The organism is Microbacterium sp. AZCO (genome assembly GCF_039614715.1).
Classification (GTDB): Bacteria; Actinomycetota; Actinomycetes; order Actinomycetales; family Microbacteriaceae; genus Microbacterium.
Window position 1 is genome coordinate 1,953,248 of the sequence record NZ_CP154857.1, and the last position, 22,993, is coordinate 1,976,240.

General features: G+C 71.1%; 16 protein-coding genes and 1 tRNA gene. 4 read left to right on the forward strand and 13 right to left on the reverse strand.

The genetic code is table 11. From position 1 onward, the window contains the following. Positions 1-128 precede the first annotated feature (128 nt). From AAIB33_RS09160 to AAIB33_RS09195, 8 genes are all read right to left on the reverse strand, one after another. Positions 129-1,163 carry a ribose-phosphate diphosphokinase gene (locus tag AAIB33_RS09160; RefSeq protein ID WP_345803227.1) on the reverse strand — a complete coding sequence of 345 codons (1,035 nt, stop codon included), beginning with the start codon at positions 1,161-1,163 and terminating at the stop codon, positions 129-131. After that, the gene (gene glmU, locus AAIB33_RS09165) at positions 1,138-2,598 is read right to left on the reverse strand and encodes a bifunctional UDP-N-acetylglucosamine diphosphorylase/glucosamine-1-phosphate N-acetyltransferase GlmU (RefSeq protein ID WP_345803228.1); all 1,461 of its coding nucleotides are present in this window, start codon (positions 2,596-2,598) and stop codon (positions 1,138-1,140) included. The genes AAIB33_RS09160 and glmU overlap by 26 nt, the downstream gene beginning before the upstream one ends. 1 nt (position 2,599) lies before the next feature. Continuing rightward, positions 2,600-2,671: transfer RNA gene (locus AAIB33_RS09170), tRNA-Gln, on the reverse strand. Between the two features lie 105 nt (positions 2,672-2,776). Further along, complete coding sequence (locus AAIB33_RS09175; RefSeq protein WP_345803229.1) at positions 2,777-6,382, reverse strand: glycosyl hydrolase 53 family protein; 3,606 nt, start codon at positions 6,380-6,382, stop codon at positions 2,777-2,779. 54 nt (positions 6,383-6,436) lie between these two features. After that, positions 6,437-7,342: a sugar ABC transporter permease gene (locus AAIB33_RS09180; RefSeq protein ID WP_345803230.1), complete on the reverse strand. Its 906-nt coding sequence runs from the start codon at positions 7,340-7,342 to the stop codon at positions 6,437-6,439. Continuing rightward, a complete protein-coding gene (locus tag AAIB33_RS09185) occupies positions 7,342-8,967 on the reverse strand; it encodes an ABC transporter permease subunit (protein WP_345803231.1) in 1,626 nt (541 codons plus the stop codon). The genes AAIB33_RS09180 and AAIB33_RS09185 overlap by 1 nt, the downstream gene beginning before the upstream one ends. Before the next feature lie 81 nt (positions 8,968-9,048). Beyond that, positions 9,049-10,275 (reverse strand): maltose ABC transporter substrate-binding protein, encoded by a 1,227-nt coding sequence (locus AAIB33_RS09190; RefSeq protein WP_345803232.1) that lies wholly within the window; start codon positions 10,273-10,275, stop codon positions 9,049-9,051. A gap of 144 nt (positions 10,276-10,419) precedes the next feature. Then, positions 10,420-12,465: a beta-galactosidase gene (locus AAIB33_RS09195; RefSeq protein WP_345803233.1), complete on the reverse strand. Its 2,046-nt coding sequence runs from the start codon at positions 12,463-12,465 to the stop codon at positions 10,420-10,422. Between the two features lie 175 nt (positions 12,466-12,640). Between AAIB33_RS09195 and AAIB33_RS09200 the strand changes: the two genes are divergently transcribed. Genes AAIB33_RS09200 through AAIB33_RS09210 form a run of 3 tightly spaced genes read left to right on the forward strand, consistent with a single transcriptional unit; the run spans position 12,641 to position 16,013 of the window. Continuing rightward, positions 12,641-13,657 carry a LacI family DNA-binding transcriptional regulator gene (locus AAIB33_RS09200; protein ID WP_345803234.1) on the forward strand — a complete coding sequence of 339 codons (1,017 nt, stop codon included), beginning with the start codon at positions 12,641-12,643 and terminating at the stop codon, positions 13,655-13,657. Positions 13,658-13,698: 41 nt separating this feature from the next. Further along, positions 13,699-14,208, forward strand: coding sequence for a MarR family transcriptional regulator (locus AAIB33_RS09205; protein WP_345803235.1), 510 nt, complete (start codon positions 13,699-13,701; stop codon positions 14,206-14,208). Beyond that, entirely contained in the window at positions 14,208-16,013 is a 1,806-nt protein-coding gene (locus tag AAIB33_RS09210) for an ABC-F family ATP-binding cassette domain-containing protein (protein ID WP_345803236.1), read from the forward strand. The genes AAIB33_RS09205 and AAIB33_RS09210 overlap by 1 nt, the downstream gene beginning before the upstream one ends. Positions 16,014-16,198: 185 nt before the next feature. Here the strand turns inward: AAIB33_RS09210 and AAIB33_RS09215 are convergent, their stop codons facing one another. Genes AAIB33_RS09215 through AAIB33_RS09230 form a run of 4 tightly spaced genes read right to left on the reverse strand, consistent with a single transcriptional unit; the run spans position 16,199 to position 20,150 of the window. Further along, positions 16,199-16,813 (reverse strand): GrpB family protein, encoded by a 615-nt coding sequence (locus tag AAIB33_RS09215; RefSeq protein WP_345803237.1) that lies wholly within the window; start codon positions 16,811-16,813, stop codon positions 16,199-16,201. A 4-nt stretch (positions 16,814-16,817) separates the two neighbouring features. Next, positions 16,818-18,128 (reverse strand): GNAT family N-acetyltransferase, encoded by a 1,311-nt coding sequence (locus tag AAIB33_RS09220; protein WP_345803238.1) that lies wholly within the window; start codon positions 18,126-18,128, stop codon positions 16,818-16,820. A 25-nt stretch (positions 18,129-18,153) separates the two neighbouring features. After that, complete coding sequence (locus AAIB33_RS09225) at positions 18,154-19,086, reverse strand: 4-(cytidine 5'-diphospho)-2-C-methyl-D-erythritol kinase (RefSeq protein WP_345803239.1); 933 nt, start codon at positions 19,084-19,086, stop codon at positions 18,154-18,156. Continuing rightward, positions 19,083-20,150 (reverse strand): aldo/keto reductase, encoded by a 1,068-nt coding sequence (locus AAIB33_RS09230; RefSeq protein WP_345803240.1) that lies wholly within the window; start codon positions 20,148-20,150, stop codon positions 19,083-19,085. Before AAIB33_RS09230 ends, AAIB33_RS09225 begins: the two co-directional genes overlap by 4 nt. 271 nt (positions 20,151-20,421) lie before the next feature. Between AAIB33_RS09230 and AAIB33_RS09235 the strand changes: the two genes are divergently transcribed. Then, the gene (locus AAIB33_RS09235) at positions 20,422-22,008 is read left to right on the forward strand and encodes a stealth family protein (RefSeq protein WP_345803241.1); all 1,587 of its coding nucleotides are present in this window, start codon (positions 20,422-20,424) and stop codon (positions 22,006-22,008) included. On the opposite strand, the gene AAIB33_RS09240 is transcribed toward AAIB33_RS09235, so the two are convergent. After that, on the reverse strand, positions 21,956-22,939 hold the full coding sequence (locus AAIB33_RS09240) for a phosphodiesterase (protein ID WP_345803242.1): 984 nt from the start codon (positions 22,937-22,939) through the stop codon (positions 21,956-21,958). The two genes, AAIB33_RS09235 and AAIB33_RS09240, sit on opposite strands and share 53 nt — an antisense overlap. Positions 22,940-22,993: the final 54 nt, after the last annotated feature.

Sequence of the window (22,993 nt, forward strand, 5' to 3'; positions counted from 1 at the left end):
GATTCGTCGGGCGTCGGACCGCGGCATCCCCTCGCTCACACCACAGCGTCGGAGATCGCCACGATGTCGGAGCGAATCGCAACGACTCGTCCTGCGACGTGGTGATCTCCTGCGCGGTGGCGGAAGGGTCAGGCGGCGCCGTCGAACATGCTCGTGACGGAGCCGTCCTCGAAGACCTCGTGGATGGCGCGCGCGAGCAGCGGAGCGATCGGCAGGACGGTGAGCGTCGAGAAGCGCTTCTCGTCGGGCAGCGGGATCGTGTCGGTCACGACGACCTCGTCGATCGCCGCGCTCTGCAGCCGCTCCGCGGCCGGGTGCGAGAAGATCGCATGCGTCGCCGCGACGATGACGCGCTCGGCGCCGTTGGCCTTGAGCGCCTCGGCGGCCTTCACGATCGTGCCGCCCGTGTCGATCATGTCGTCGACGAGGAGGCACACGCGTCCGGAGACCTGGCCGACGATCTCGTTGACCGTGACCTGATTCGCGACATTGGGGTCGCGGCGCTTGTGGATGATCGCGAGCGGCGCGCCCAGGCTGTCCGACCACGTGTCGGCGACCCGCACGCGGCCCGTGTCGGGCGACACGACGGTGAGCTTCGCGCGGTCCTCCGCGGAGAGCGTGGTCTCGAAGTAGTCGAGCAGCACGGGCTTGGCGAAGAGGTGGTCGACGGGTCCGTCGAAGAAGCCCTGGATCTGCGCGGCGTGCAGATCGACGCTCATGACGCGATCGGCGCCGGCGGTCTTGAGCAGGTCGGCCACGAGGCGCGCGCTGATCGGCTCGCGGCCGCGACCCTTCTTGTCCTGCCGCGAATACGGATAGTACGGCGCGACGACGGTGATGCGCTTGGCGGACGCGCGCTTGGCGGCATCCAGCATGATGAGCGTCTCCATGAGCCACTCGTTGACCGGCGGCCCGAAGCTCTGGATGAGGAAGAAGTCGCAGCCGCGGATCGAGACCTCGAAGCGGGTCAGGATCTCGCCCGACGCGAACGTCCGGTACTCGGTCGGCACGAGCTGCGTGCCGAGCGACGCGGCGACGTCTGCGGCGAGCGCCGGATGCGAACGACCCGACGCGACGACCAGTCGCTTCTTCGTCTTGGCGACGAGTCCGGGTGCGATGTCGTTCTCGCGGTCGAGCTCAACCGTCTTCTTCTTGCGCGCCATCGCCCGCCTTCTGTGCGGACCGAGCCTGCGCCGCCACGTCGGCGGCATGGGTCCCCGGTCGGTTCTTCTCGACCCACCCCTCGATGTTGCGCTGGGGGGCGACGCTCAGAGCCAGTGCACCGGCGGGGACGTCCTTGCGGATGACCGCCCCGGCCCCGGTCTTCGCGCCGTCTCCTACCCTAACGGGCGCGACGAATACGTTGTGCGAGCCGGAGTGCACCTCGTCGCCGATCTCGGTGCGGTGCTTGGTCAGATCGTCGTAGTTGGCCGTGATGGCGCCGGCGCCGAGATTGACGCCGCGCCCGATCGTCGTGTCGCCGATGTAGGAGAGGTGCGGCACCTTGCTCCCCTCGCCGATCGTGGAGTTCTTCACCTCGACGAACGTGCCGATCTTGCCGTTCGCCGCGAGCTGCGCGCCGGGCCGGAGGTACGCGAAGGGACCGACGTTGGCGCCCGCGCCGATGACGGCGAGCGTCGCGTCGGTGCGCGTCACGACCGCGTTCTCCCCCACCTCGCAGTCGACGAGGCTCGTGTCCGGCCCGATCGTGGCCCCGGAGTCGATGACGGTGGCACGGAGGATGTGCGTGTTCGGCAGCACCGTGACGTCGGGTGCGAGCGTCGCGCTGACGTCGATCCACGTCGTGGCGGGGTCGAGGATCGTGGCGCCCTCGAGCTGCCAGCGCCGCACGGTGCGGGCGTTGAGGGTGCGAGCGGCCTCGGCGAGCTGCACCCGGTCGTTGACGCCGAGGGCGGCGGCGGCATCGGGCGCGGTCGAGACGGCGACAGGCAGACGGGAGTCGTGCAGCAGGCCGACCACGTCGGTGAGGTACTTCTCCCCCTGCGCGTTGGCCGTGCCGACGAGTGCGATGTGCGCGCGGAGGTCGCCCGCGCGGAAGACGTACACCCCGACGTTGATCTCGGTGACGGATGCCTCGTCGGGCGTGGCATCCTTCTGCTCCACGATCCGCTCGAGGTCTCCCGAGCCCCCACGGATGATGCGGCCGTAGCCGGTCGCGTCATCGACGACGGCGCTCATGACCGTGACGGCGGCGCCCGACCCGCGGTGCGTCGTGACGAGGGACGTCAGCGTGTCGCTGTCGAGGAGCGGCACGTCGCCGCTCAGCACCAGGACGTCGCCATCGAACTCGCCGAGCCGGTCGAGGGCGATCTCGACCGCACGTCCCGTGCCCGGGACCTCGTCCTGATCGACGACGGTGGCCTCGGGGTGGGCGGCGAGCACGGCCGACGCGACGAGGTCGCGCTCGTGCCGCACGACGACGAGGACATGCGCGGGGGCGAGCGCCTCGGCGGTGTCGAGGACGTGTCCCACGAGCGGGCGTCCGCCGATGCCGTGCAGCACCTTCGGCAGCGACGACTTCATGCGGGTGCCCCGGCCGGCGGCGAGGACGACGACAGCGAGCTTCGTATCGGTCATGCTCCGCCGCCAGGACTCGAACCTAGACCTCACAGCTCCAAAGGCTGTCGTGCTGCCATTACACCACGGCGGACCGGCCGCGACTCAGGCGTCGGGGCCTCGACAAGTCTGCCATGGCGGGTGGGCAGACCAGGATGGATGCCGGATGCCTCGGCGCGAGGCATCCGCCATCCCTCGATCACTTCTTGACGGTCACCGTGAGCGACTTGCTCGTCGTCGCACCGGCCGCGTTCACGAACTCCACGCGGTAGACGTACGAGCCCTTCGCCTTGCCCGTGACGGGCAGCGTCGCCCTCTGCGCATTCGGCGTGGCCGCCGTGAGCGGGCCCTCTGCGACGAGCGTCGTGCCTTCGTAGAACCGGTAGGACGTCGCGTTCGTGCCCCACCATAGGTTCGCCACCACGGTGTAGGCGCCGTCGCCGTCCTGGTTGTCGTGGCTGAGCACGGGCGTGCCGGGCTTCGCATCGGCGACCTTGACGGTGACGGGCGTCACGTCGGTCGACCCCTTCGAGTTGACCAGCTCGCCCGTGTAGACGTAGGTGCCGTTGCCGCGACCGGACACTGGCACGGTCGCCTTCTGGGCCGAGACGCCCGCGTAGGCCACCGGGATCGCCGCGATGAGCGTGCCGTTCTCGTAGAGACGGAACACGGAGGCGTTCTCGCCCCACCAGAGGTTCATCGTGAGGGTGTAGTCGCCGTCCTTCAGGCCCGTGTCCCAGCCGTTGTCATCCGACAGCACACCCTTCGCGGGCGCCTTGCGGGCGCCGTCTGCGCGGGGCACGAGGCCTCCGACCGCGAGCGACACGAGGTTGCGGGCGGCTGCGACATCGGCCGACGAGGGCCACTGCGCGCCGAGCACGATGTGCGCCTTCTCGAGCGCCGCGACGAGCGCAGCCGCCGTCGCGGGCGTCGCCGCCGCGCGGTCGCGCGCCTCGGCAGCCGCCACATCGGCCTTCAGCGCCCCCGTGTCGACGGCGGGCCCCGTGCGGGTGAGGCGCACCTCGTCGAGCGTGCCCCACGCACCCGCGCTGAGCGTCAGCGAGGCCGCCACCGTCACGATGCCGTCGGCGCCGACCGTCACGGGAGCCGTCGTCGCGGTGCGGAATGTGCGCCAGCCCGCCAGCTCGAGCGGTGCCGACGCCGATCCCGAGGCGGTGGTCGCGGAGACGGACACCGCGTCGGACGCCCCGGCGCCGCCGCCCTGCGTCGTCGCGGAGAGCGTGTACTCCCCCGCCGGCACGCCGGTGATGCGCTGAGACACGGTCGCCGCGTAGGCGGCGTCGGACCAGAAGCTCACGGCGCGCGCGCCCTGCGCGGCATCCGTCGATGCTCCGATCGTGGCGCCCTGACCCGTCACCGTCCACATCGAGACGTCGGCGTCCTCGAAGCCCGCGTTCGCCACCCACTGCCGCGGCGTGACCGTGACGCTCGCCGAGACGGGGCCGGCCGCCGCCGTCGAGCCGGGAACCGTGTACGCGCCGGGGCCGTGGATCCACGAGTCGGCGTCGGACCAGGTCACCGGGATGCTGTCGGCCGCGCCGTTCCAGCGGACGACGTCGACGGTCTTCGGCAGGGCGATCGCGTCGCCCTCGACGGCCGTGAGCGAGACGGACGCGACGGTCGGTGTCGGTTCGGCGCCCGTCAGCTTCAGACCGTCGTACGCGCCGTCGAGCACGGCGAGCGCGTCGTCAACGAGCCGCTGCGCCGGGCTCGCGGCGGCGAGGACGACGCCCGCGACGGCGAGAGCGTGATCGAGACTCGCGAGCGAGTCCGGCGTCGCGGCGTCGCGGACGACGTGGGCGGCCCGGTCGACCGCGGCGCGGAGCGCCGTCGTGTCTCCGGCGGTCCGCGCCTTCACGAGCTGCACGTCGTCGATCGTGCCCCACGCTCCCGCGGGCAGCGTCGCCGAGATCCGCACGGTGACGGTGTCGCCGGCTGCCACGGCCACGGCGCCCGTTGCGGGCGTCGACCAGTTCTGCCATCCGTTGAGGCCGAAGGGCGCGAAGGCGCTCTTTCCGCCCGGCGCGGTCGACAGCGTGATGCGCACGTCGCTCGCCGCGTCGGCGCCGGCGCCCTGCATCGACGCCGAGGCCCTGTACTGCCCGGCTGCGAGGCCCGTGATCGTCTGCGTGAGGGAGAAGGTGAACGCCGATCCGGAGTAGAAGTGCGACGAGCGCGAGCCGCTCTTCGGATCGTCGGTCGCGCGCACGGTCAGCGCCGTGCCCGTCCGGGTCCACATGCTGACGTCGGCGTCTTCGAAGCCGGGATTGCGCAGGAAGTTCTGCGCGAGCACGGTCACCGTTGCGGTCGAGGCATGGCCCGACGCCGTCGTGCCGGCGATCGAGTACACGCCCGCGCCCTCGATCCAGGATGCGACGTCGGACCAGGTGACCGCCTCGTCCTCGGTCGAGCCGTCGTTGTACGTGACTGGGACGGTCGCGGGCAGCGCGATCGCCTGCCCCTCCGTGAACGTCAGCGCGGGGTCGGCGACGTCGGTCACCTCACGCGGAGCGACGGCGCCCGTGCGGGCGTACGCGAAGACGTTCAGCGACTCGAGAGGCGTGCCGTCGTTTGCGAAGAGCGCCTGGTTGTCCCACGCCGAACCGCCGTAGTACACGCCGGCGTCTGCGGGGTCGTACTCGCCGGCGAAGCTCGACGCCCAGCCCGAGCCGTCCCGCTCCCACTTCACCTTGTTGGCGGTGAGCTGGTCGGGCGCTCCGACGGGCAGCCACGCGGGTTCCCAGTAGAAGACGCCGATGCCGGCGGTGCCGACGTTCGCGACGGCCTGGATGACGTCGCGGACGGCCGTGGCCTGGCCCTGCACGCTGACCGGGTACTGCGTCGCCTCCGACGGGAGGTCGATGACGTTGGTGTGGCCGTCGCCGTCGGCGAGCGTGTACGCCCAGCTCGTCTCGGCGACCATGACCTGCTTGCCGTAGGTGTTTGCGACCTGTGTGAGGACCGACGTGAGGTTCGACAGCGTGCCGTGCCAGTACGGGTAGTACGACGACGCGAAGACGTCGTAGTCGACGCCGTAGGTCTGGAGGTTCGCGGCGTAGCCGGCGTAGCGGCCGACCGTCTCGGGGTTCGTGAAGTGCACGGCGACGAGCGCCGTCGGGAACACCTGGCGCACCGCGGCCGAGCCGGCGGAGAAGATCTTCGCCATGTTCGCGAAGCCCGTCACGCCCGCGACGCCGTTGTTGGTCTCGTTGCCGACCTGCACCATGTGCACGTCGACGCCCGCGTCCTTCATGCGCTGCAGCGCGTCGAGGGTGAAGCCCTTCGTCGCGGCCGCCTTCTCATCGACGCTCATCGCGGCCCACGCCTTCGGGGACTTCTGCTTGCCGGGATCAGCCCAGAAGTCGGAGTAGTGGAAGTCCACGAGCACGCGGAGTCCGGCATCCGTCGCCCTCTCGCCGATCTCGACGGCGCGCGCGACGTCGACGCTGCCGCCGCCATACCCGTTGCCCTCGGCGTCGTGCGGGTCGTTCCACACGCGGATGCGCACGTCCGTGATCCCGTGGTCCTTGAGCACATCGAAGAGGTCGGCGGGCTGCCCGGCGTCGTCGCGGAAGACGACGCCCGACTTCTCGAGCGAGATGACCGACGACACGTCGACGCCGTTGACGAAGTCGGCGGGCAGGTTCTCGACCTTCTGCACGACGATGCCGGCATCGACGGGTCCGTCGGCGGCCGCGGCGGGGACGGCGAGTACCCCCACGGCGAGAAGGGATGCCACGAGGACTGTGACCGGTCCCAGCAGCGGGCGGGCGGAATGGCGCATTGTTTCTCCGATCGACGGTGAAGGAGGATGCGGGCAGGGCGCGCCCGCGCGGGATCAGCCCTTGACGGCCCCGGCGGTGAGGCCTCCGATGATGTAGCGCTGCATCGACAGCACGAGGATCGCGATGGGGATGGCCGCGACGACGGCTCCCGCCGTGAAAAGGCCCCAGTTGGACGACAGCTGGTTCGACACCCACTGGTACATGCCGACCGCGAGCGTCCAGTTGTCCTCGGACACGAGCACGATCTTCGCGACGATGAAGTCGCCGAACGTCGTGATGAAGGACAGCAGCGCGACGACGGCGAGGATCGGCGTGACGAGCGGGAAGATGAGCTTCCAGAAGATCTGCGCGTGCGTCGCGCCGTCGATCTTGGCGGACTCGTCTATCTCGATCGGCACCGTGTTGAAGAAGCCGTAGAGCAGGAACGTGTTCGCCCCGAGCACTCCCCCGAAGTACACGCAGATGAGCGCGAGCTTGGAGTTGAGGCCGAGCGCCGGGACGACCTCGCCGAGCGACAGCAGCATGAGGAAGATCGCGATGAAGGCGAGCGCCTGCGGGAACATCTGCACGATGAGCAGCGTCGTGAGCCCCGCCCGGCGTCCCGAGAACCGGAATCGCGAGAACGCGTACGCCGCCGAGGCGCCCATGAGCACCGACCCGAGCGAGACGCTCGTGCAGATGATGAGCGTGTTGAGCGCCCACGTCCAGTAGCTCGTCTCGCTCAGCGCCGCGTAGTTGACGCCCGAGACCTCGCTGAACAGCGCCGTCGCGGCCGAGAGCGTCCCTCGCGGATTGAGCGACGCCGACAGCACGTACACGAGCGGGAAGAGCGCGTAGAACGCGATCACGACGGCGAGGAGGTACTTCCAGCCGACGTCGAGCAGCCAGCGGCGACGGCGGCCCGACCGGCTCGGCTCTGCGACGGCAAGGGTCCGCGCGGACGCGGTCTGCGTGGTCATCACTGGAACTCCTCGAGCTTGCGGGTCTGACGGAAGGAGAAGAGGGCGACGAGCCCGACGAAGACGAAGGCGATGATCGACAGCGCGCTCGCGAGGCCGTAGTCGGCGGCGCCGCCGGACACGCCCGAGATGTCGTAGATCGCGGAGATCAGGATGTCGGTGTACCCGAGCGCATACGGGGCGCCGGGTATCGACGGGCCGCCGTTGTTGAACATGTAGATGACGGTGAAGTTGTTGAACGCGACGGCGAAGGACGAGATCGCGAGCGGCGCCGTCGACACGAGAAGCAGCGGCAGGATGATCGACCGGAAGCGACGGAACTTGCCGGCGCCGTCGATCTCGGCCGCTTCGAGCGCGTCCTGCGGGATCGCCTGCAGGGCGCCTGTGCACACGAGCAGCCAGTACGGGTAGCTCAGCCAGACGTTGACCCAGACCACCGCGATGCGCGCGAGCGTCGGATCGCCGAGCCAGTTGATGTCGGCGCCGAAGAAGAAGAGGTCATTGATGACGCCGAACTCGGCGTTGAACATGCCGCGGAAGACGAGCGCCGACATGAACGCCGGGAAGGCGTACGGGAGGATGAACAGCACCCGCATCCATTTCCGGCCGCGCACCCTCGGGTCGTTGTAGACGAGCGCGAAGAACAGCCCGAGGGCGAACGGCAGCACGACGGACAGCAGCGACCAGACGACGGTCCAGCCGAGGACGAGGAGCATCGGCTGCGCGAGCTCGGGGTCGGTGAACAGCCGGGTGAAGTTCTGGAATCCGACGTTCACGGCCCAGCCGGTCGGCAGCGCCGTGCCGTCGTCGGCGACGAAGCTGCCCTGGTCCGTCGCGTGGTACACGGTGCCGGTCGTGGTGTCGGTGATCGTCTGCGCCTGCTCGTCCCACACGAGGGTCGAGGTATAGACCGCCGCGCTGACGGCATCCCGCGTGCGGAGCGCCCCATCGTTGGGATCGCTCGAGATCGGGACGCGCAGGGCGATGACGGAGTCCTGCAGGGCCTGGTCGGAGAGGAGCTGCGTGCGGTCCACGACGGTCCAGCCCTGCACCTCTGTGGGCGCGCCGCTGCCGGACATCTCGCCGGCGTCGCTGAGCGGCTGCTCCTCGGTGCCGACACGCACGATGCCGCCGTCGTTGATCGCGAACCCGAGCGCCCCCATCTGCTGCACGATCGTCAGCGGGTACGTCGGCGATCCCTCGACACGTCGCTCGCCCTGGATGAGCGCCGCTTGGACCGCCTGCTCCTGCGTGCCGGCGTGGCCCGTGCCGTAGTTCGTGAAGGCGATGTAGGCCGTGTAGCCGAAGATGAAGATCTGGAAGGTGAACAGGAACACGAGCCCCGGCAGCATGTACTTCAGCGGGATCGTGCGCTTCGCGAAGTACACCCAGTCGGCGACCGCGACGATCACGACCATGCCCACGAGGATGAACCAGTTCTCGACGCGATAGGCCGACAGGACGACGAGCAGTCCGAACGCGTTGATGAGCGCCATCAGCACGAGCTTGACGACGAAGCCCCCGCCGCGGCCGCGCCAGTTGCGGGCGTGCGACTCCCGGACGGGGCGTACGGGGGCCTCCCCTGGTGACGACGGGGCCTCCACGGCCTCCTGTTTGAGCGACATCGCGTCCTTCCTTCTCGACGGTGCGGGTGCGGCGATGCTGCGAGGCGGGCGGGCGCGCCGTCCGCCTCGCAGCGGAACCGGTCAGCCGGCGAGCGCGCCGTTCAGATCGTCGATCATCTTGTTCCACGTCGAGGCCGGGTCGGCTCCGGCGATGATCTGCGACTCCGCGGCGTTCCAGTAGTCCCAGACCGTGCCCATCTCGGGGATGCTGGGCATCGGCACGCCGTTCTTCGACGAGGCGAGGAAGCCGGCGATGACCGGGTCGGATGCCACCTGGTCGGCGAGCGTCGTCCACGCGGGGATGCGCGGGTCTGCGTCGTAGAGGGCCTTCTGGGCCTCGTCGGTCGCGAGGTAGTTCACCAGGAACTCGTTCGCGAGCAGCGCGTTCTTGCTCTGCGAACTCAGGTAGAAGCCCTGCACGCCGACGAACGGCGCGGCCGGCTGGCCGCCCGCGGACGGGATGGGGCTCACCTTGAGGTTGACGTCGCCGAACGACGAGATCGCCCACGGGCCCTGCACCGTGAAGGCGGCCTTGCCCGAGTTGAACAGCTCGTTGTTCGTGTCGTAGTCGATCGTCGTCGAGATGAAGCCGGTGCCCTTCTCGCCGTTGGCGCCGAGCCAGTTCGCGAAGGCCTCGCCGTTCGCACCGCCCATGCCGACCTCGTTCGTATACGAGCCCGAGTCGTCCTGCACGAAGACGGGCGCGCCGAACGACGTCTGGAACCCGTACATCGTGTAACCGTCGCCCGTCTGGCCGTTCGTGTTGATGACGAACGGACGCTCGGCTCCGGAGGCCTGACCCATCTGGATCATCTCGTCCCACGTCGTGGGCGCCGTGTCGCCGACGAGGTCGGTGTTCTGGATGAGCGCGACGGTCTCGAGCGAGTACGGCAGTGCGTAGAGCTGGCCGTCGTAGGTCATGGCGTCGAGGGCGACCTGCTCGAACGACGACGCCTTGTCGCCGAGGTCGACGGTGTTGACGACGCCGGCGGCCACGAGGGCGCCCAGCCAGTCGTGTGCGCCGACCGTGATGTCGGGGCCCTCGCCCGTCGGCACCTGGGCGATGAAGTCGTTGCGGATGTCGTCGAAGTTCTTCTCGACGAGCGTGACGGTGGCGCCCGTCTCCTCCTCGAACGACTTCGCGGCGGCCTCGACGGCCGGCTTGCGGTTCGCGTCGACCCAGACGGTGAGCTCCTGACCGGAGCCGTCGGCGCTGCCGGACGACTCGGGGGCGCCACCGCTCGAGCAGCCGGCGAGGACGACGGCGGTCGCGAGGACCGCGGCGCCGAGTGCGATGTGCTTGCGCATGTGGATTGTTCCTTCCAGAAGGAGGGCCGTCGGGCGCGAGCCGGGGGGATCGCGTCGTTACGACCGGAGGTGGTGATGCCCGGAGCTGAAGGTGTGTCGTCGGTCGCTCCGCCGGGTCCCGGGCGGCGGTGGAGCGGCCGCGGGTCATCGCAGGCCGGCGACCACCTCCCGTGCGAGCACGCGAGAGGTGCGGACGACGGCGACCGCGCCGCCCGGGAGCTGCAGTTCGCCGTCGAGCTCGACGCCCGAGACGAGGTCGGTGCCCTGCGCGGAGACGCGGACGGCCTCGTCGCGGTGGTTCACGACGATCGTGTACTCGGCCGCGTCCGAGCGTCGCCTGACGATCTCGACACCCTCGGGCGCGTCGCTCGGCGTGACGCCGGCGTCGCGGTAGACGGCGCTCGCGAGCGTCGCCAGGCCGACGGCATCCAGTCGGGTGCTGACGTACCAGCCGACCCCGACGCCGTGGCGATTGCGCGTGATGGCGGGGCGACCGGCGCCCGGACCGTCGACGTAGGTCGCGATGGCCTCGGCGCCGCGGAGCACGACATCCTCGGCCCACGCGTCGGCCACGAGCGGCGCGGCCGACTCCGCCGGCCAGGACACGCCGCACGTCGCCCCCTCGCGCAGGGGCAGAAACTCCTCGACGACGACGCCGAGCGAGGGCTCGAGCGGCGCGCCGAAGCCGCCTGCGTGCACGGCGTCGTTCTCGTCGACGATCGCGGAGAAGAACGAGACCAGGAGCGTGCCGCCCTGCTCGACGTAGCGGTTGAGGTTCGCGGCGTCCCGCTCGCTCAGCATGTACTGCGCGGGGGCGACGACCAGGCGGTAGCCCGAGAGGTCCTGCCCCGGCAGGGCGAAATCGACGGTGATGCCGTCGCGCCACAGCCGCTCGTAGAAGGCGCGCACCTGCTCGGCGTGGGTCACATCGACGGAGGGACGCCACTCGAGGTCCTGTGCCCAGAACGACTCGAAGTCCCACAGCATCGCGACGTCGGCGACGACCCGCGAGCCGCGGATCTCCTCGAGCTGGGCCAGCGTGCCACCGAGCTCGACGACTTCCCGCCACACCCGCGAACCGGTGCCGGCGTGCGGGATCATCGCCGAGTGGAACTTCTCGGCGCCATAGCGCGACGCGCGCCACTGGAAGAAGAGGATCGCGTCCGCGCCGCGGGCGAGGTGGGTGAGCGAGTTGCGTGCGAGCTCGCCGGGGCGCTTGGCGATGTTGCGCGGCTGCCAGTTGACGGCCGACGTCGAGTGCTCCATGAGGATCCACGGCTTGCCGCCGCCCACCGACCGTGACAGATCGGCGGCGATCGCGAGGCCGATCTCGCCCTCGGGGTCGGCCGCCCACAGGTAGTGGTCGTCGGAGACGATGTCGACCTCGCGCGCCCACGCCCACATGTCGGTCGTCCAGCTCTGGTTGGCCATGAAGTTCGTCGTGATCGGCTGACTCGCACGGGCGCGGATCGCGTCGCGCTCGGCGACGAAGCACGCACGGAGCTGGTGGTCGGTGAACCGCGCGAAGTCGAGGCGCTGTGCGGGGTTGGCGACGGAGGGCGTCGCTGCGGGGGCGCCGACGTGCTCCCACGCGCCGTAGCGCTGGCCCCAGAAGGCCGTCCCCCACGCGGCGTTGAGCGCGTCGAGCGAGCCGTAGCGGCCCTGCAGCCACTCGCGGAAGGCGCGAACCGAGTGCGTGGAGTAGTCCTCGCCGACGGGCACGCCGTACTCGTTGTGCACGTGCCACATCACGACGGCCGGGTGCTCGCCGTAGCGCTCGGCGAGCGCCGACGCGATGCGCACGACGGCGTCGCGGTAGGCGGGCGACGAGTGCGAGGCCATGCCGCGCGAGCCGAAGCCCATGACGACGCCCTCGCGCGACACGACGCGCGCGTCGGGGTGCTGCGCGAAGAGCCAGGCGGGAGGGGATGCCGTCGGCGTGCCCAGATCGACCGAGATGCCGTTGTCGTGGAGGAGGTCGAGCAGCTCGTCGAGCCAGGAGAAGTCGAAGACGCCCTCGCTCGTCTCGATGAGCGCCCAGGCGAAGATGCCGACGCTCACGAGGTTGACGCCCGCCTCGCGCATGAGCGCGACGTCTTCGAGCCAGACCTCGCGGGGCCACTGCTCCGGCGTGTAGTCGCCTCCGTAGGCGATGCCCCGGATCGAGGGCCAGGCGTCGGTCGAAGTCATGGACACTCCGTCGGGTCGTGTTGTCTGTGTCACGGGCTGTGACCGGTCACAGTCTTACGCACCCCTTGATCGATCGGCTAGCCGCAGGCCGGTTCCGTTACCAAACTGTGACCGGTCACAGGATTATCGCGCCGAACCGCTCGATCGGCCTCCTGCGGGGGTAGAGTCGCCCATCGTGGACGACTCGACGACGACCCGGCGCAAGCCCACCATCCGCGACGTCGCGGCGGCTGCCGGCGTCTCGCACGGCACCGTGTCGCGATTCCTCAACGGCGGGCACTGGGTCTCGCCCGAGGCGCGGGCCGCGGTCGAGGAGGCGATCCGCACGACGGGCTACACCGTCAGCCACGCCGCGCGCAGCCTCGCGACGGGCAGGGCCGGCTCCCTCGCCTTCCTCCTCACCGAGCCGCAGCATCTGCTGTTCTCCGACCCGACGTTCGCGCTCCTCCTCCGTGGCGCCGCCGAGGCGCTCGCGCAGCGGTCGATGACGCTCGTGCTCCTCGTCGCCGGCACCCCCGCCGAGCGGGCCAACGTGACGCACTTCGTGAGCGCCGGACACGTGGACGGCGTGCTGCTGATCTCGTCGCACGAGTCCGATCCGCTGCTCGAGTCGCTCATCGCCTCCGGCGTGCCGACCGTGTGCTGCGGACTCCCCCTCGGCCACCAGAGCGACGTCTCGACGGTCTCGGTCGACGAGGTCGGCTCGGCGCGAACGATGACCCGGCACCTCCTCGACCAGGGCCACCGTCGCATCGCGATGATCGCGGGCCCCCACGACACCCCGGGCGGCAAGTACCGCCTCGTCGGCTTCCGCGACGAGCTCGGGGACCTGTTCGATCCCGCCCTCGTCGAGGAGGGCGACTACAGCCTCGACTCGGGCATCGCGGGGATGAACCGCCTGCTCGAGAAGGGCGAGCGGCCCGACGCCGTGTTCGCAGCATCCGACCTGATGGCCGCCGGCGCCATCACGGCGCTGCGCCGAGCGGGACTCCGGGTGCCCGACGACGTCGCCGTCGCGGGCTTCGACGACTCGGGACTCGCGGCGTCGCACGAGCCTCCGCTCACGACGATGCGCCAGCCGTGGGAGCAGATCAGCGAGCGCATGGTCGCCCTCCTCCTCGACGTCATCGACGGCGGGCCGCACGAGGCGGTGACGCTGCCCACGACGCTCGTCGTGCGCGAGACCGCCTGACCGCGGCATCGCGGCCCGCGGCGCCACTCGATAATGGAGGGATGGCAGCAGAGGCGGACGAGGTCGATCGGATCGTCGAAGCGTGGACCCTGCAGCGTCCCGACCTCGACTTCTCGCCCCTCGAAGTGCTCTCGCGCGTCGACCGCCTGTCGCGCCACCTCGACCGCGCGCGGCGGGACGCCTTCCGGCGCAGCGAGCTCGAGCCGTGGGAGTGGGACGTGCTCTCGGCGCTCCGCCGTGCGGGCGAGCCGTTCCAGCTGAGCCCCAAGCAGCTGCTGCAGCAGACGCTCGTCTCGAGCGGCACGATGACCAACCGCATCGACCGCCTCGTCGGCCGCCGGCTCGTCCGACGCGAGCAGGACCCGGACGACGGGCGCAGCATCCTGGTCACCCTGACGGAGGACGGGAGAACGAGAGTGGATGCCGCCATCACGCGCCTCGTGGACGCGGAGGCTCTGCTCCTCGCCGCGCTCTCGCGCGGTGACCGCGACCGCCTGGCGGGGCTGCTCCGCAAGCTCAGCCTCGGCTTCGACCTGAGCGACGTCGGCTGATGGCGCACCTGCTCGGCGGCGAGGCGCTGCACCTCGAGTTCCCCACCAAGGTCGTGTTCGACTCGGTCTCGCTCGGCGTGGACGAGGGCGACCGCATCGGCATCGTCGGCCGCAACGGCGACGGCAAGAGCTCGCTGCTCGCGATGCTCGCCGGTCGCCTCGAGCCCGACGGCGGACGCGTCACGGTGCGCGGCGGCGTGCGCGTCGGCGTGCTCGACCAGGGCGACACCCTCGACGACGACCACTCGATTCGCGAGGCGGTCGTCGGCGACGCGGCCGACCACGAATGGGCGGGCGACGCGCGCGTGCGCGACGTCATCGCGGGCCTTCTCGCGGACCTCGACTGGGACGGCTCCGTCGTGCCGCTCTCGGGCGGCCAGCGCCGCCGCGTCGCGCTCGCCAAGCTGCTCGTCGGCGACTGGGACGTCCTCGCCCTCGACGAGCCGACGAACCACCTCGACGTCGAGGCGATCGCGTGGCTCGCCGAGCACCTCAAGAACCGCTGGGCCCGCGGCGCGGGCGCACTGCTCGTCGTGACGCACGACCGGTGGTTCCTCGACGAGGTCTGCACGACGACGTGGGAGGTGCACGACCGCATCGTCGAGCCGTTCGAGGGCGGCTACGCGGCGTACATCCTCCAGCGCGTCGAGCGCGACCGGCAGGCCGCATCCATCGAGGCGCGACGTCAGAACCTCGCGCGCAAGGAGCTCGCGTGGCTGCGCCGCGGCGCCCCCGCGCGCACGTCGAAGCCGAAGTTCCGCATCGACGCCGCGAACGCCCTCATCGCCGACGTGCCCGAGATCCGCGACAAGACCGAGCTGCAGTCGCTCGCGGTGTCGCGGCTCGGCAAGGACGTCGTCGATCTGCTGGACGTCGGCGTCTCGTACGACGATCGGCCCGTCCTCCGCGACGTCGAGTGGCGCCTGGCACCCGGCGAGCGCACCGGCATCCTCGGCGTCAACGGCGCGGGCAAGTCGACGCTCCTCGGCCTGATCGCCGGAACGGTCGAGCCCACCTCGGGGCGGGTCAAGCGCGGCAAGACCGTGCAGGTCGCGACGCTCACGCAGCGCCTCGACGACCTCGATCCGTTCCTCGACGAGCCCGTCCGCATCGTCATCTCGCGCCTGCGCACGAGCTACACGTTCGGCGCCGGATCGAAGGCGCAGGAGCTCACACCCGGTCAGCTGCTCGAGCGGATGGGCTTCCAGTCCGCGCAGCTCTCGACGCCCGTGAAAGACCTCTCGGGCGGACAGCAGCGCCGCCTGCAGCTGCTGCTCATCCTTCTCGAGCAGCCGAACGTGCTGATCCTCGACGAGCCGACCAACGACCTCGACACCGACATGCTCGCCGCCCTCGAAGACCTCCTCGACTCGTGGCCGGGCACGCTCATCGTCGTGTCGCACGACCGGTACTTCCTCGAGCGCGTCACCGACCAGCAGTACGCCATCCTCGATCAGCACCTGCGCCACCTTCCCGGCGGCGTCGACGAGTACCTGCGCCTGCGCACGGCGCAGAAGAACAGGCCGATGGATGCCGCACCCTCGCGCGCCGCGGCGGCGCCGGCCGCGGCATCCCCCTCCCTGACAGGCGCCGACCGGCGCGCCGCCGAGAAGGAGCTCTCGTCGATCGACCGCCGTCTCGAGAAGCTGACCGCCTCGATCGGCGCGCTCGACACCCGCTTCGCCGACGCGCACGACGACTACTCGACCCTCACGGCGCTGCAGGCCGAACGGGCGGCGCTCGCCGACGAGCAGGCGACGCTCGAGGAGCGCTGGCTCGAGCTGAGCGAGTCGCTCGAGGCCTGACGCCCGCCCCAGGGCCGCGCCCAGCGAGTCGCGCGAGGGCGCCCGGCGCCGAGCGCGCCACTTTCCTGCGAGCGCGGCATCCCCCCGCCGCAGCGCTCGCAGGAAACTGCAGCGCTCGCGCGCGCGGCATCCGTCCGCCGCAGCGCTCGCAGAAAACGGCAGCGCTCGCGCGCGCGGCGCCGAGCTCACACCTCCGGAAGCAGCCCCAGACCCCGGAAGGCACGGTCGTAGATCTCCCGGACGACGTCCTGCTTGCGCGCGTTGTACTGCATGACGTGCTCGCCGCGCTCGTTCGCGGCCGCAGCGGCCGCTCGCTTCGCGTCGGCGTAGCGCTCTCGATCCTCGGGATGCGTGCGCAGCCAGTCGCGGAAGATGAGGTGCCGCGCCGCCTCGGGGCAGTCGGGCGGGAAGACGTGGAGATTGCAGAGCGGCTCCGTCGCCCCGAAGCACCGATGCCCGTACCACCACGGCTCGCGGACCCGGAGCCGGAAGCCCGCCGCCTCGAGAGCGGGGACGTACGCGTCCTCGTCGTCGGGGTCGGCGACGATCAGGTCGATGTCGATGATCGGCTTGGCGGGCAGTCCGGCCACCGATGTCGAGCCGACGTGGGTCACGGACACGGCCGTCGGCCCGAGGGCGCCCCGAATGCGGCCCTCGAGCACCGCGAACGCCTCCGCCCACGCCGCGTTGGGCTCGGCGATGACGATGTCGGGGAGGGGCTCGGCTCCCGCAACCCACGGCGTCTGTCCGGGAGGGGCTGGGGCGTCCGCGAAGCGGACGATGTCGGCGGCGCTCGGCACGCTCTCAATACCAGAAGCTCAGGCGCGCCGGCACGGGCCACGACAGCAGCGCTGCGGCTGCGACGCCGTCGTCCGCCTCGACGCGACCTGCCGCGGCGAGCGTCGCGAGCGACACCGAGCCGAGGTAGACGGCGGAGAGCTCGGTGACGCCGAGGCGCACGACGGGCACGTCGTCGGGCACGTCGGCCGAGACCGTCGCCTCGCCGGCCGCGTCGATGTCGAGCAGCCAGCGGCCTGCCGCGATCCCGAGCGGGTCGGTCACCTCGAGTGCGATGCGGCCGGATGCCGGGTAGCGGCGCGCGGCGAGCGCGGCGGGCACGTCGAGGATGCGCACCCACTGGTGGTCGCCGACCCACAGGTGCGCCGCGCGGCGGTCGGAGATCATCCACAGCACGGGCTCTTCGACGGACTGCTCCGAGGCGGTCAGCTCGGCGACGAGGTCGAGCTCGAGGAGGAACCGCCACAGCGCGGCGTAGGCGTCGGGCGTCTCGGCGATGAGGCGGTGAATCTGCACCTTCGAGCGGGCGAAGTCGTCGTCGTTCTCCTCGTACGCGTAGAGCGCAACCCCACGGAGGGCGCCTTCGGTGTCGGTGTACTGCACGGCGCGGAGGCGCTCGGGCTTCTCGGCATCGGGTCGCGTGCCCGCGAAGCGGTCCCAGTGGCCGACCGGCATCTCGATCTCGCCGGGCTGGTCCAGGCGCACCCGGTCGTGCAGCTCGGGCGCGATCTCGCGGAAGCGCTCGCGCGTGATGAAGTCGATGCGCCCGTCGGGGCAGGGTCCCGACCAGCGCCCGCGACGCACGTCGATCTTGAGCTGCCCGCTCATGGCGGCGGCGGCGAAGCCGAAGCGGCCGTAGATCGTCGACTCGCTCACCGTCAGCACGGCCACGGGTACGCCAGCCGCGTGCGCCCGGCGGAGCTCCCCCGTCATCATCGAGCGCAGCACGCCGCGGCGCCGATGCGTGGGAGCGACCGTCACGGTGCTGATCGCGGCCGCCGGGATGCCTCGACCGCCCGGGACAGAGAGCTCGGTGACCCACGAGGCGAACGTCGCAACCGGCCGATCGGGGTCGGGAGCCGCCGTGTCGTAGACGCCCAGGAGCCGCCGCTGCGTCTGGCGCTCGAACCACGCGCTCTGCTGCACCTCGGTCAGCTCGCTGTCGAGGAATCCGCGGGCCACGGCCTGGTTCCAGTGCCGTGCGGCCGTCTCGTCTGTGTTGGCGACGAGACGCAGCTCGAGCTCCTGCTCGCCCAGCACGCGGCGCGCGTCGTCGTCGAGCGGTCCGTCGTGGTGGCGCGCAGCGAGGTCGGTCATGGTGGAGCTCCTTCGATTCCGGCCGTCAGAGGATGCGGGCACCCGGCACGGGCCCGTGCACGTGCAGGGCGGTGTAGCCGGCGGAGGACAGCGTCACCTGCAGTTCCAGGGCCGCCTCGGGGTCGGCGGTGAGGAAGGCGAGGGTCGGACCCGACCCCGATACGATCCCGGCGAGCGCTCCGGACTGCTCTCCCAGCTCGAGCGCGTCGCGCAGCGACGGGCGCAGCGAAAGCGCGGCCGCCTGCAGGTCGTTGCGCACGCGCTCGGCGAGGACGACGGGATCGCCCGCGCGCAGCGCCTGCAGCACGGCGGGGTCGACGGCGGGCGAGCGCACGGGCGGGGCGATGTCGGTCGCGCGGTCGTCGCGGAGGCGGTCGAGGTGCCGGTACACCTCGGGCGTCGACAGACCCTCCCCCGCGGACGGGAGGATGATCCAGTCGAAGCGCCCCTTGGCGAGGGCGGGACTCAGCTGGTCGCCGCGCCCGGTGCCGATCGCCGTGCCGCCGAGCAGGGCGAAGGGCACGTCGGCGCCGAGGCGTGCGGCCAGTCGCTGCAGCTCCTGCCCGCCGAGGTCGGTGCCCCACAGCAGATCGCACGCGACGAGGGCGGCCGCGGCATCCGCTGATCCCCCGCCCATCCCCCCGGCGACCGGCACGTGCTTGACGACCTCGAGGTGCACCCCGCCCTCGTAGCCCGCGCGCTGCGCGACGAGCCGCGCGGCGCGCAGGGCGAGGTTGCGGTCGTCGGCGGGCACGCCCGCGACGTCGACGGTGCCGCTCACCGAGATGGAGAACCCGTCGGACGGCTCCGCCCACACGTCCTCGTACAGCGACACCGCCTGATAGGCCGAGGCGACGTCGTGGTAGCCGTCGTCCTGCACGTCGCCGACCTCGAAGAAGAGGTTGATCTTCCCCGGGGCCCGGACGTGCACCCGATCGCCGACGTGCGCGTGACTCACGAGGTCGCCGACTGCGCCCAGAGGTCGACGTCGATCGAGTCGGCGAGAGCGTCGATGCGCTCCAGCTCCTCGGTCGTGAAGCCCGGTCCGCGGAGGGCCGCGAGGTTCTCGTCGAGCTGAGTCGTCGACGAGGCCCCGATGAGCGCGGAGGTCACCACGGGGTCGCGCAGAACCCACTGGATCGCCATCTGCGCGAGCGTCTGACCCCGCTCCTTCGCGATGACGTCGAGGCTGCGCAGCGCCGACAGCGCCCCCTCGGTCAGGCGCTGTCCGCCGAGCGACGAGCGCTGCTGCGCGCGCTCGGCCGTGCCGTCGCCGAGGTACTTGTCGGTGAGCAGCCCCTGTGCGAGCGGCGTGAACGCGATCGCACCGAGCCCCTCCTTCGCGAGCACGCCCGTGAGGCCGTCCTGCACCCAGCGGTTGAGGATCGAGTACGACGGCTGGTGGATGACGAGGGGCGTCCCGAGGCTGCGGGCGATGGCGATCGCGACGGCGGTGCGCTCGGCGCTGTAGGACGAGATGCCGACGTAGAGCGCCTTGCCCTGGCGCACGAGGGTGTCGAGCGCGCCGATGGTCTCCTCGAGCGGCACGTCGGGGTCGAAGCGATGCGAGTAGAAGATGTCGACGTAGTCGACGCTCATCCGGGTGAGCGACTGCTCGGCGCTCGCGATGAGGTACTTGCGCGGCCCGCCGTTGGCGTAGGGGCCGTTCCACATGTCGTAGCCGGCCTTCGACGAGATGATGAGCTCGTCGCGGTAGCGGCCGAAGTCCTCGCGCATCATGCGGCCGAAGTTCGTCTCCGCCGAGCCGTAGGGCGGGCCGTAGTTGTTCGCGAGGTCGAAGTGCGTGATGCCCTTGTCGAACGCGTGGCGCAGCACTTCGCGCTGACGGTCGAAGGGGATGTTGTCGCCGAAGTTCCACCACAGTCCGAGCGAGATCGGCGGCAGGAGCAGGCCGGAGGTGCCGACCCGGCGGTACTCGAGGGAGTCGTAGCGGTCGTCGGCGGCGGCGTACGGGCGGTGGAGGTCTCCACCGCGAGAGCGATACTGCGATGCGTCGGTCACCGTTCGAGGCTAGCGCGCGCACAGCGGGCGCGGTCAGCCCGTTGCGCGGCGCCATCCCGAGGCCGGCGGCACCGCATCCCGAAGCCGATGAGACGGCATCCCGAACCCGGTGAGACGGCATCCCGAGGGGCCGCCGGCATCCCGATGCCGATGGGGGCCCCTCCTGTCAAGGGACTTGGGAGGGAAACGAGGCCGTAACAACCTCTGCATAGGGTGGCTCACGGGCCCCCGCCCCTCGCTCCGCCCCTCGCACCCCCTGAAGGAGGACGCCATGTCGGCTCTGTCGGCGCTGCCGGTCGCGCAGCATCCCTGGACCGCTCTGCTCGGTCGGCCCGACGTCGTCCTCGATCGCGGCGTCCTGCACGTCGTGCACGACGACGTGACCCCTCAGGAGGCGCGGATCGCCGACCTCCTCGCCGTGGCCGACGCGCTCGACGAGGCGGGGATCGAGGTCGCGCTCATCCGGCACGACCGCTCGACGCCCGCCCTGGTCGTGGACGTCTCTGCTCGGGATGCCGCCTTCGACGCCCTCCGCCGGCTCGGGCGCGACGAGCCGTTCTACGTCAAGCGCCAGCGCGGGCGCGCGGTGCTCGCGGCCGAGGCCGAGCTGCCGGGATCCGAGCCGTCGTCGTGGCGCGTGTACCGCCCCCGGCTGACGCGTTCCGCCGACCTGCGGTACGGATCGTCGACGGGCGCCCGGCTCGAGTTCTGGCGGTTCGGCGACGACCTCGTCGAAGCTCCGCAGGCGAATCTGCTGATGCGGCGCGTGACGGCCGCATCCGATCTCTCGTACGAGACGGTGGCGCAGCACGGCCGCGCGTGGCGCACGATCGCGGGCATGTTCGACCCGCAGCCCGAGGAGTTCACCGCCGACGTCGACATCGTCTTCTCGTGGGTCGACGGCTCGTCGAGCGAGTTCCAGCGCCAGCGCGCGGCACGCATGGCGGGCTACGTCGTGGGCGAGGGCGACGACGGCCCGGCGCGCTACCGGCACGTCGACGAGCTGCGCTACGCGCTGCGCAGCGTGCACATGTACGCGCCGTGGGTGCGGCGCATCTTCATCGCGACCGACTCCCCCGCGCCCGCATGGCTGCGCGACCACCCGCAGGTGACGATCGTGCGCAGCGAGGAGTTCTTCGCCGACCCCTCGGTCCTCCCCACGCACAACTCGCACGCCGTCGAAGCGCAGCTGCACCGCATCCCGGGTCTCGCGGAGCACTTCCTCTACTCCAACGACGACATGTTCTTCGGGCGTCCGGTCGAGCCCGAGCTGTTCTTCACCCCCGGCGGAATCACGAAGTTCGTGGAGTGCGAGGTGCGCATCGGCACCGGACCGGCGGCCCCGCACCGCAGCGGCCACGACAACGCCCTGCGCGTCAACCGCGAGCTGCTGCGCTCACGCTTCGGCCGCACGATCGTGCGCGACCTCGAGCACTGTGCGACGCCGCTGCGCCGGAGCGTGCTCGCCGAGCTGGAGGAGCAGTTCGCGGACGACTTCGCCCGCACGGCGGCATCCCGATTCCGCTCCGCCACCGACATCTCGGTGACGAACTGCCTGTACCACTACTACGCCCTCATGACGGGGCGCGCGGTCGTGACGCACAAGCCCCGCACCCGCTACGTGCAGACGACGATGGCGGCGTCGCTCACGCGCATGGAGACGCTCGCGAAGCGCCGCGACGTCGACATGTTCTGCCTCAACGACGGCGGCGAGAAGGAGCTGCCTGAGGAGCTGCGCGTCGAGACGCTGCGCGCGACCCTCGAGCGGATGTTCCCGGTGCGTGCTCCGTGGGAGCGGCCCGAGCTCACCGCAGCACAGGAAGCGGCTCGGTCGGCGCATCCTTCCGCTCGCCGCTGAGGGGTCCGAGGCGCGGCGCGGGTGCCGCGAGCCGCGGCGTTGATGGCGCGAGCCGCGGCGCGGGCGCGATTCCGGCGAGTGCGAGGCGATGGAGCGACTCCGCCGCGTCGATGTGCTCGAGCGGGAGCGGTGCATCGACGGGCACGACGGAGTGGACGACCGTCTCGTCGTAGACGTGCACCAGGTTGAAGGACTGCGCGCCATCCTGCGGACGGGTGCCGCCGGTCGGGACCGTGAGGTCCTGCGTGTAGCAGGTCGCCGAGGCGACCGAGACGGGAATCCCCGCGAATGTCGCGAACGTGGAGTAATGCAGGTGTCCCGCGATGATGGCCCGCACGTCGGTGCCGCGGACGACCGCGGCGAGCCGGGACTGGTCGCGCAGCTCGACGGTCGCCGCGAGCGGGAGCACGCTCGGCACCGGCGGGTGATGCATCGCGAGGATCGTGCCGAGCGGTGCCGGCGTCGCGAGCACGCCGGCGAGCCACGCGAGCTGCTCGTCGCGCAGCTCGCCGTGGTGGTGCGCCGGCACCGACGTGTCGAGCGTGACGACGCGCAGCCCGTCGAGCTCGTCGACGCGGTCGACGGGCACGAGCGGGTCGGTGACGCGGTCGCCGAGCAGGTGCGCCCGGAACCCCGCGCGGTCGTCGTGATTGCCCATGACCCAGAGCACGGGCGCGCCGAGACGCGCGGCGAAAGGCTCCACGAGATCGCGGATGGCGACGTACGCCTCCCCTTCGCCCCAATCCGCGAGATCGCCCGTGAAGATGAGGGCATCGGGATGGATGCCGGTCCCCTCGATCGCGGCGAGCGCGCGCGCGAGCCGCTCGGTCGAGTCGACGAGGTCGAACAGTCGTGAGCCGGCGGCGCGCAGATGCGTGTCGCTCAGGTGCAGCAGAACCCGTTCGGGTGCCGGGTGTTCCGCGGTCCGCATGGTTTTTCGTCCCCCTGCGCGGGGCACGGTGCTCCGCGCGCGCCGCTCGGCGCA

Bases quoted from the DNA above. Each gene is read 5' to 3' on its own strand.
- AAIB33_RS09185 (WP_345803231.1), bottom strand. From the start codon at position 8,967: ATGTCGCTCAAACAGGAGGCCGTGGAGGCCCCGTCGTCACCAGGGGAG.
- AAIB33_RS09190 (WP_345803232.1), bottom strand. From the start codon at position 10,275: ATGCGCAAGCACATCGCACTCGGCGCCGCGGTCCTCGCGACCGCCGTC.
- AAIB33_RS09220 (WP_345803238.1), bottom strand. From the start codon at position 18,128: ATGACCGACCTCGCTGCGCGCCACCACGACGGACCGCTCGACGACGAC.
- AAIB33_RS09195 (WP_345803233.1), bottom strand. From the start codon at position 12,465: ATGACTTCGACCGACGCCTGGCCCTCGATCCGGGGCATCGCCTACGGA.
- glmU (WP_345803228.1), bottom strand. From the start codon at position 2,598: ATGACCGATACGAAGCTCGCTGTCGTCGTCCTCGCCGCCGGCCGGGGC.
- AAIB33_RS09160 (WP_345803227.1), bottom strand. From the start codon at position 1,163: ATGGCGCGCAAGAAGAAGACGGTTGAGCTCGACCGCGAGAACGACATC.
- AAIB33_RS09205 (WP_345803235.1), top strand. From the start codon at position 13,699: ATGGCAGCAGAGGCGGACGAGGTCGATCGGATCGTCGAAGCGTGGACC.
- AAIB33_RS09240 (WP_345803242.1), bottom strand. From the start codon at position 22,939: ATGCGGACCGCGGAACACCCGGCACCCGAACGGGTTCTGCTGCACCTG.
- AAIB33_RS09235 (WP_345803241.1), top strand. From the start codon at position 20,422: ATGTCGGCTCTGTCGGCGCTGCCGGTCGCGCAGCATCCCTGGACCGCT.
- AAIB33_RS09180 (WP_345803230.1), bottom strand. From the start codon at position 7,342: ATGACCACGCAGACCGCGTCCGCGCGGACCCTTGCCGTCGCAGAGCCG.
- AAIB33_RS09210 (WP_345803236.1), top strand. From the start codon at position 14,208: ATGGCGCACCTGCTCGGCGGCGAGGCGCTGCACCTCGAGTTCCCCACC.
- AAIB33_RS09175 (WP_345803229.1), bottom strand. From the start codon at position 6,382: ATGCGCCATTCCGCCCGCCCGCTGCTGGGACCGGTCACAGTCCTCGTG.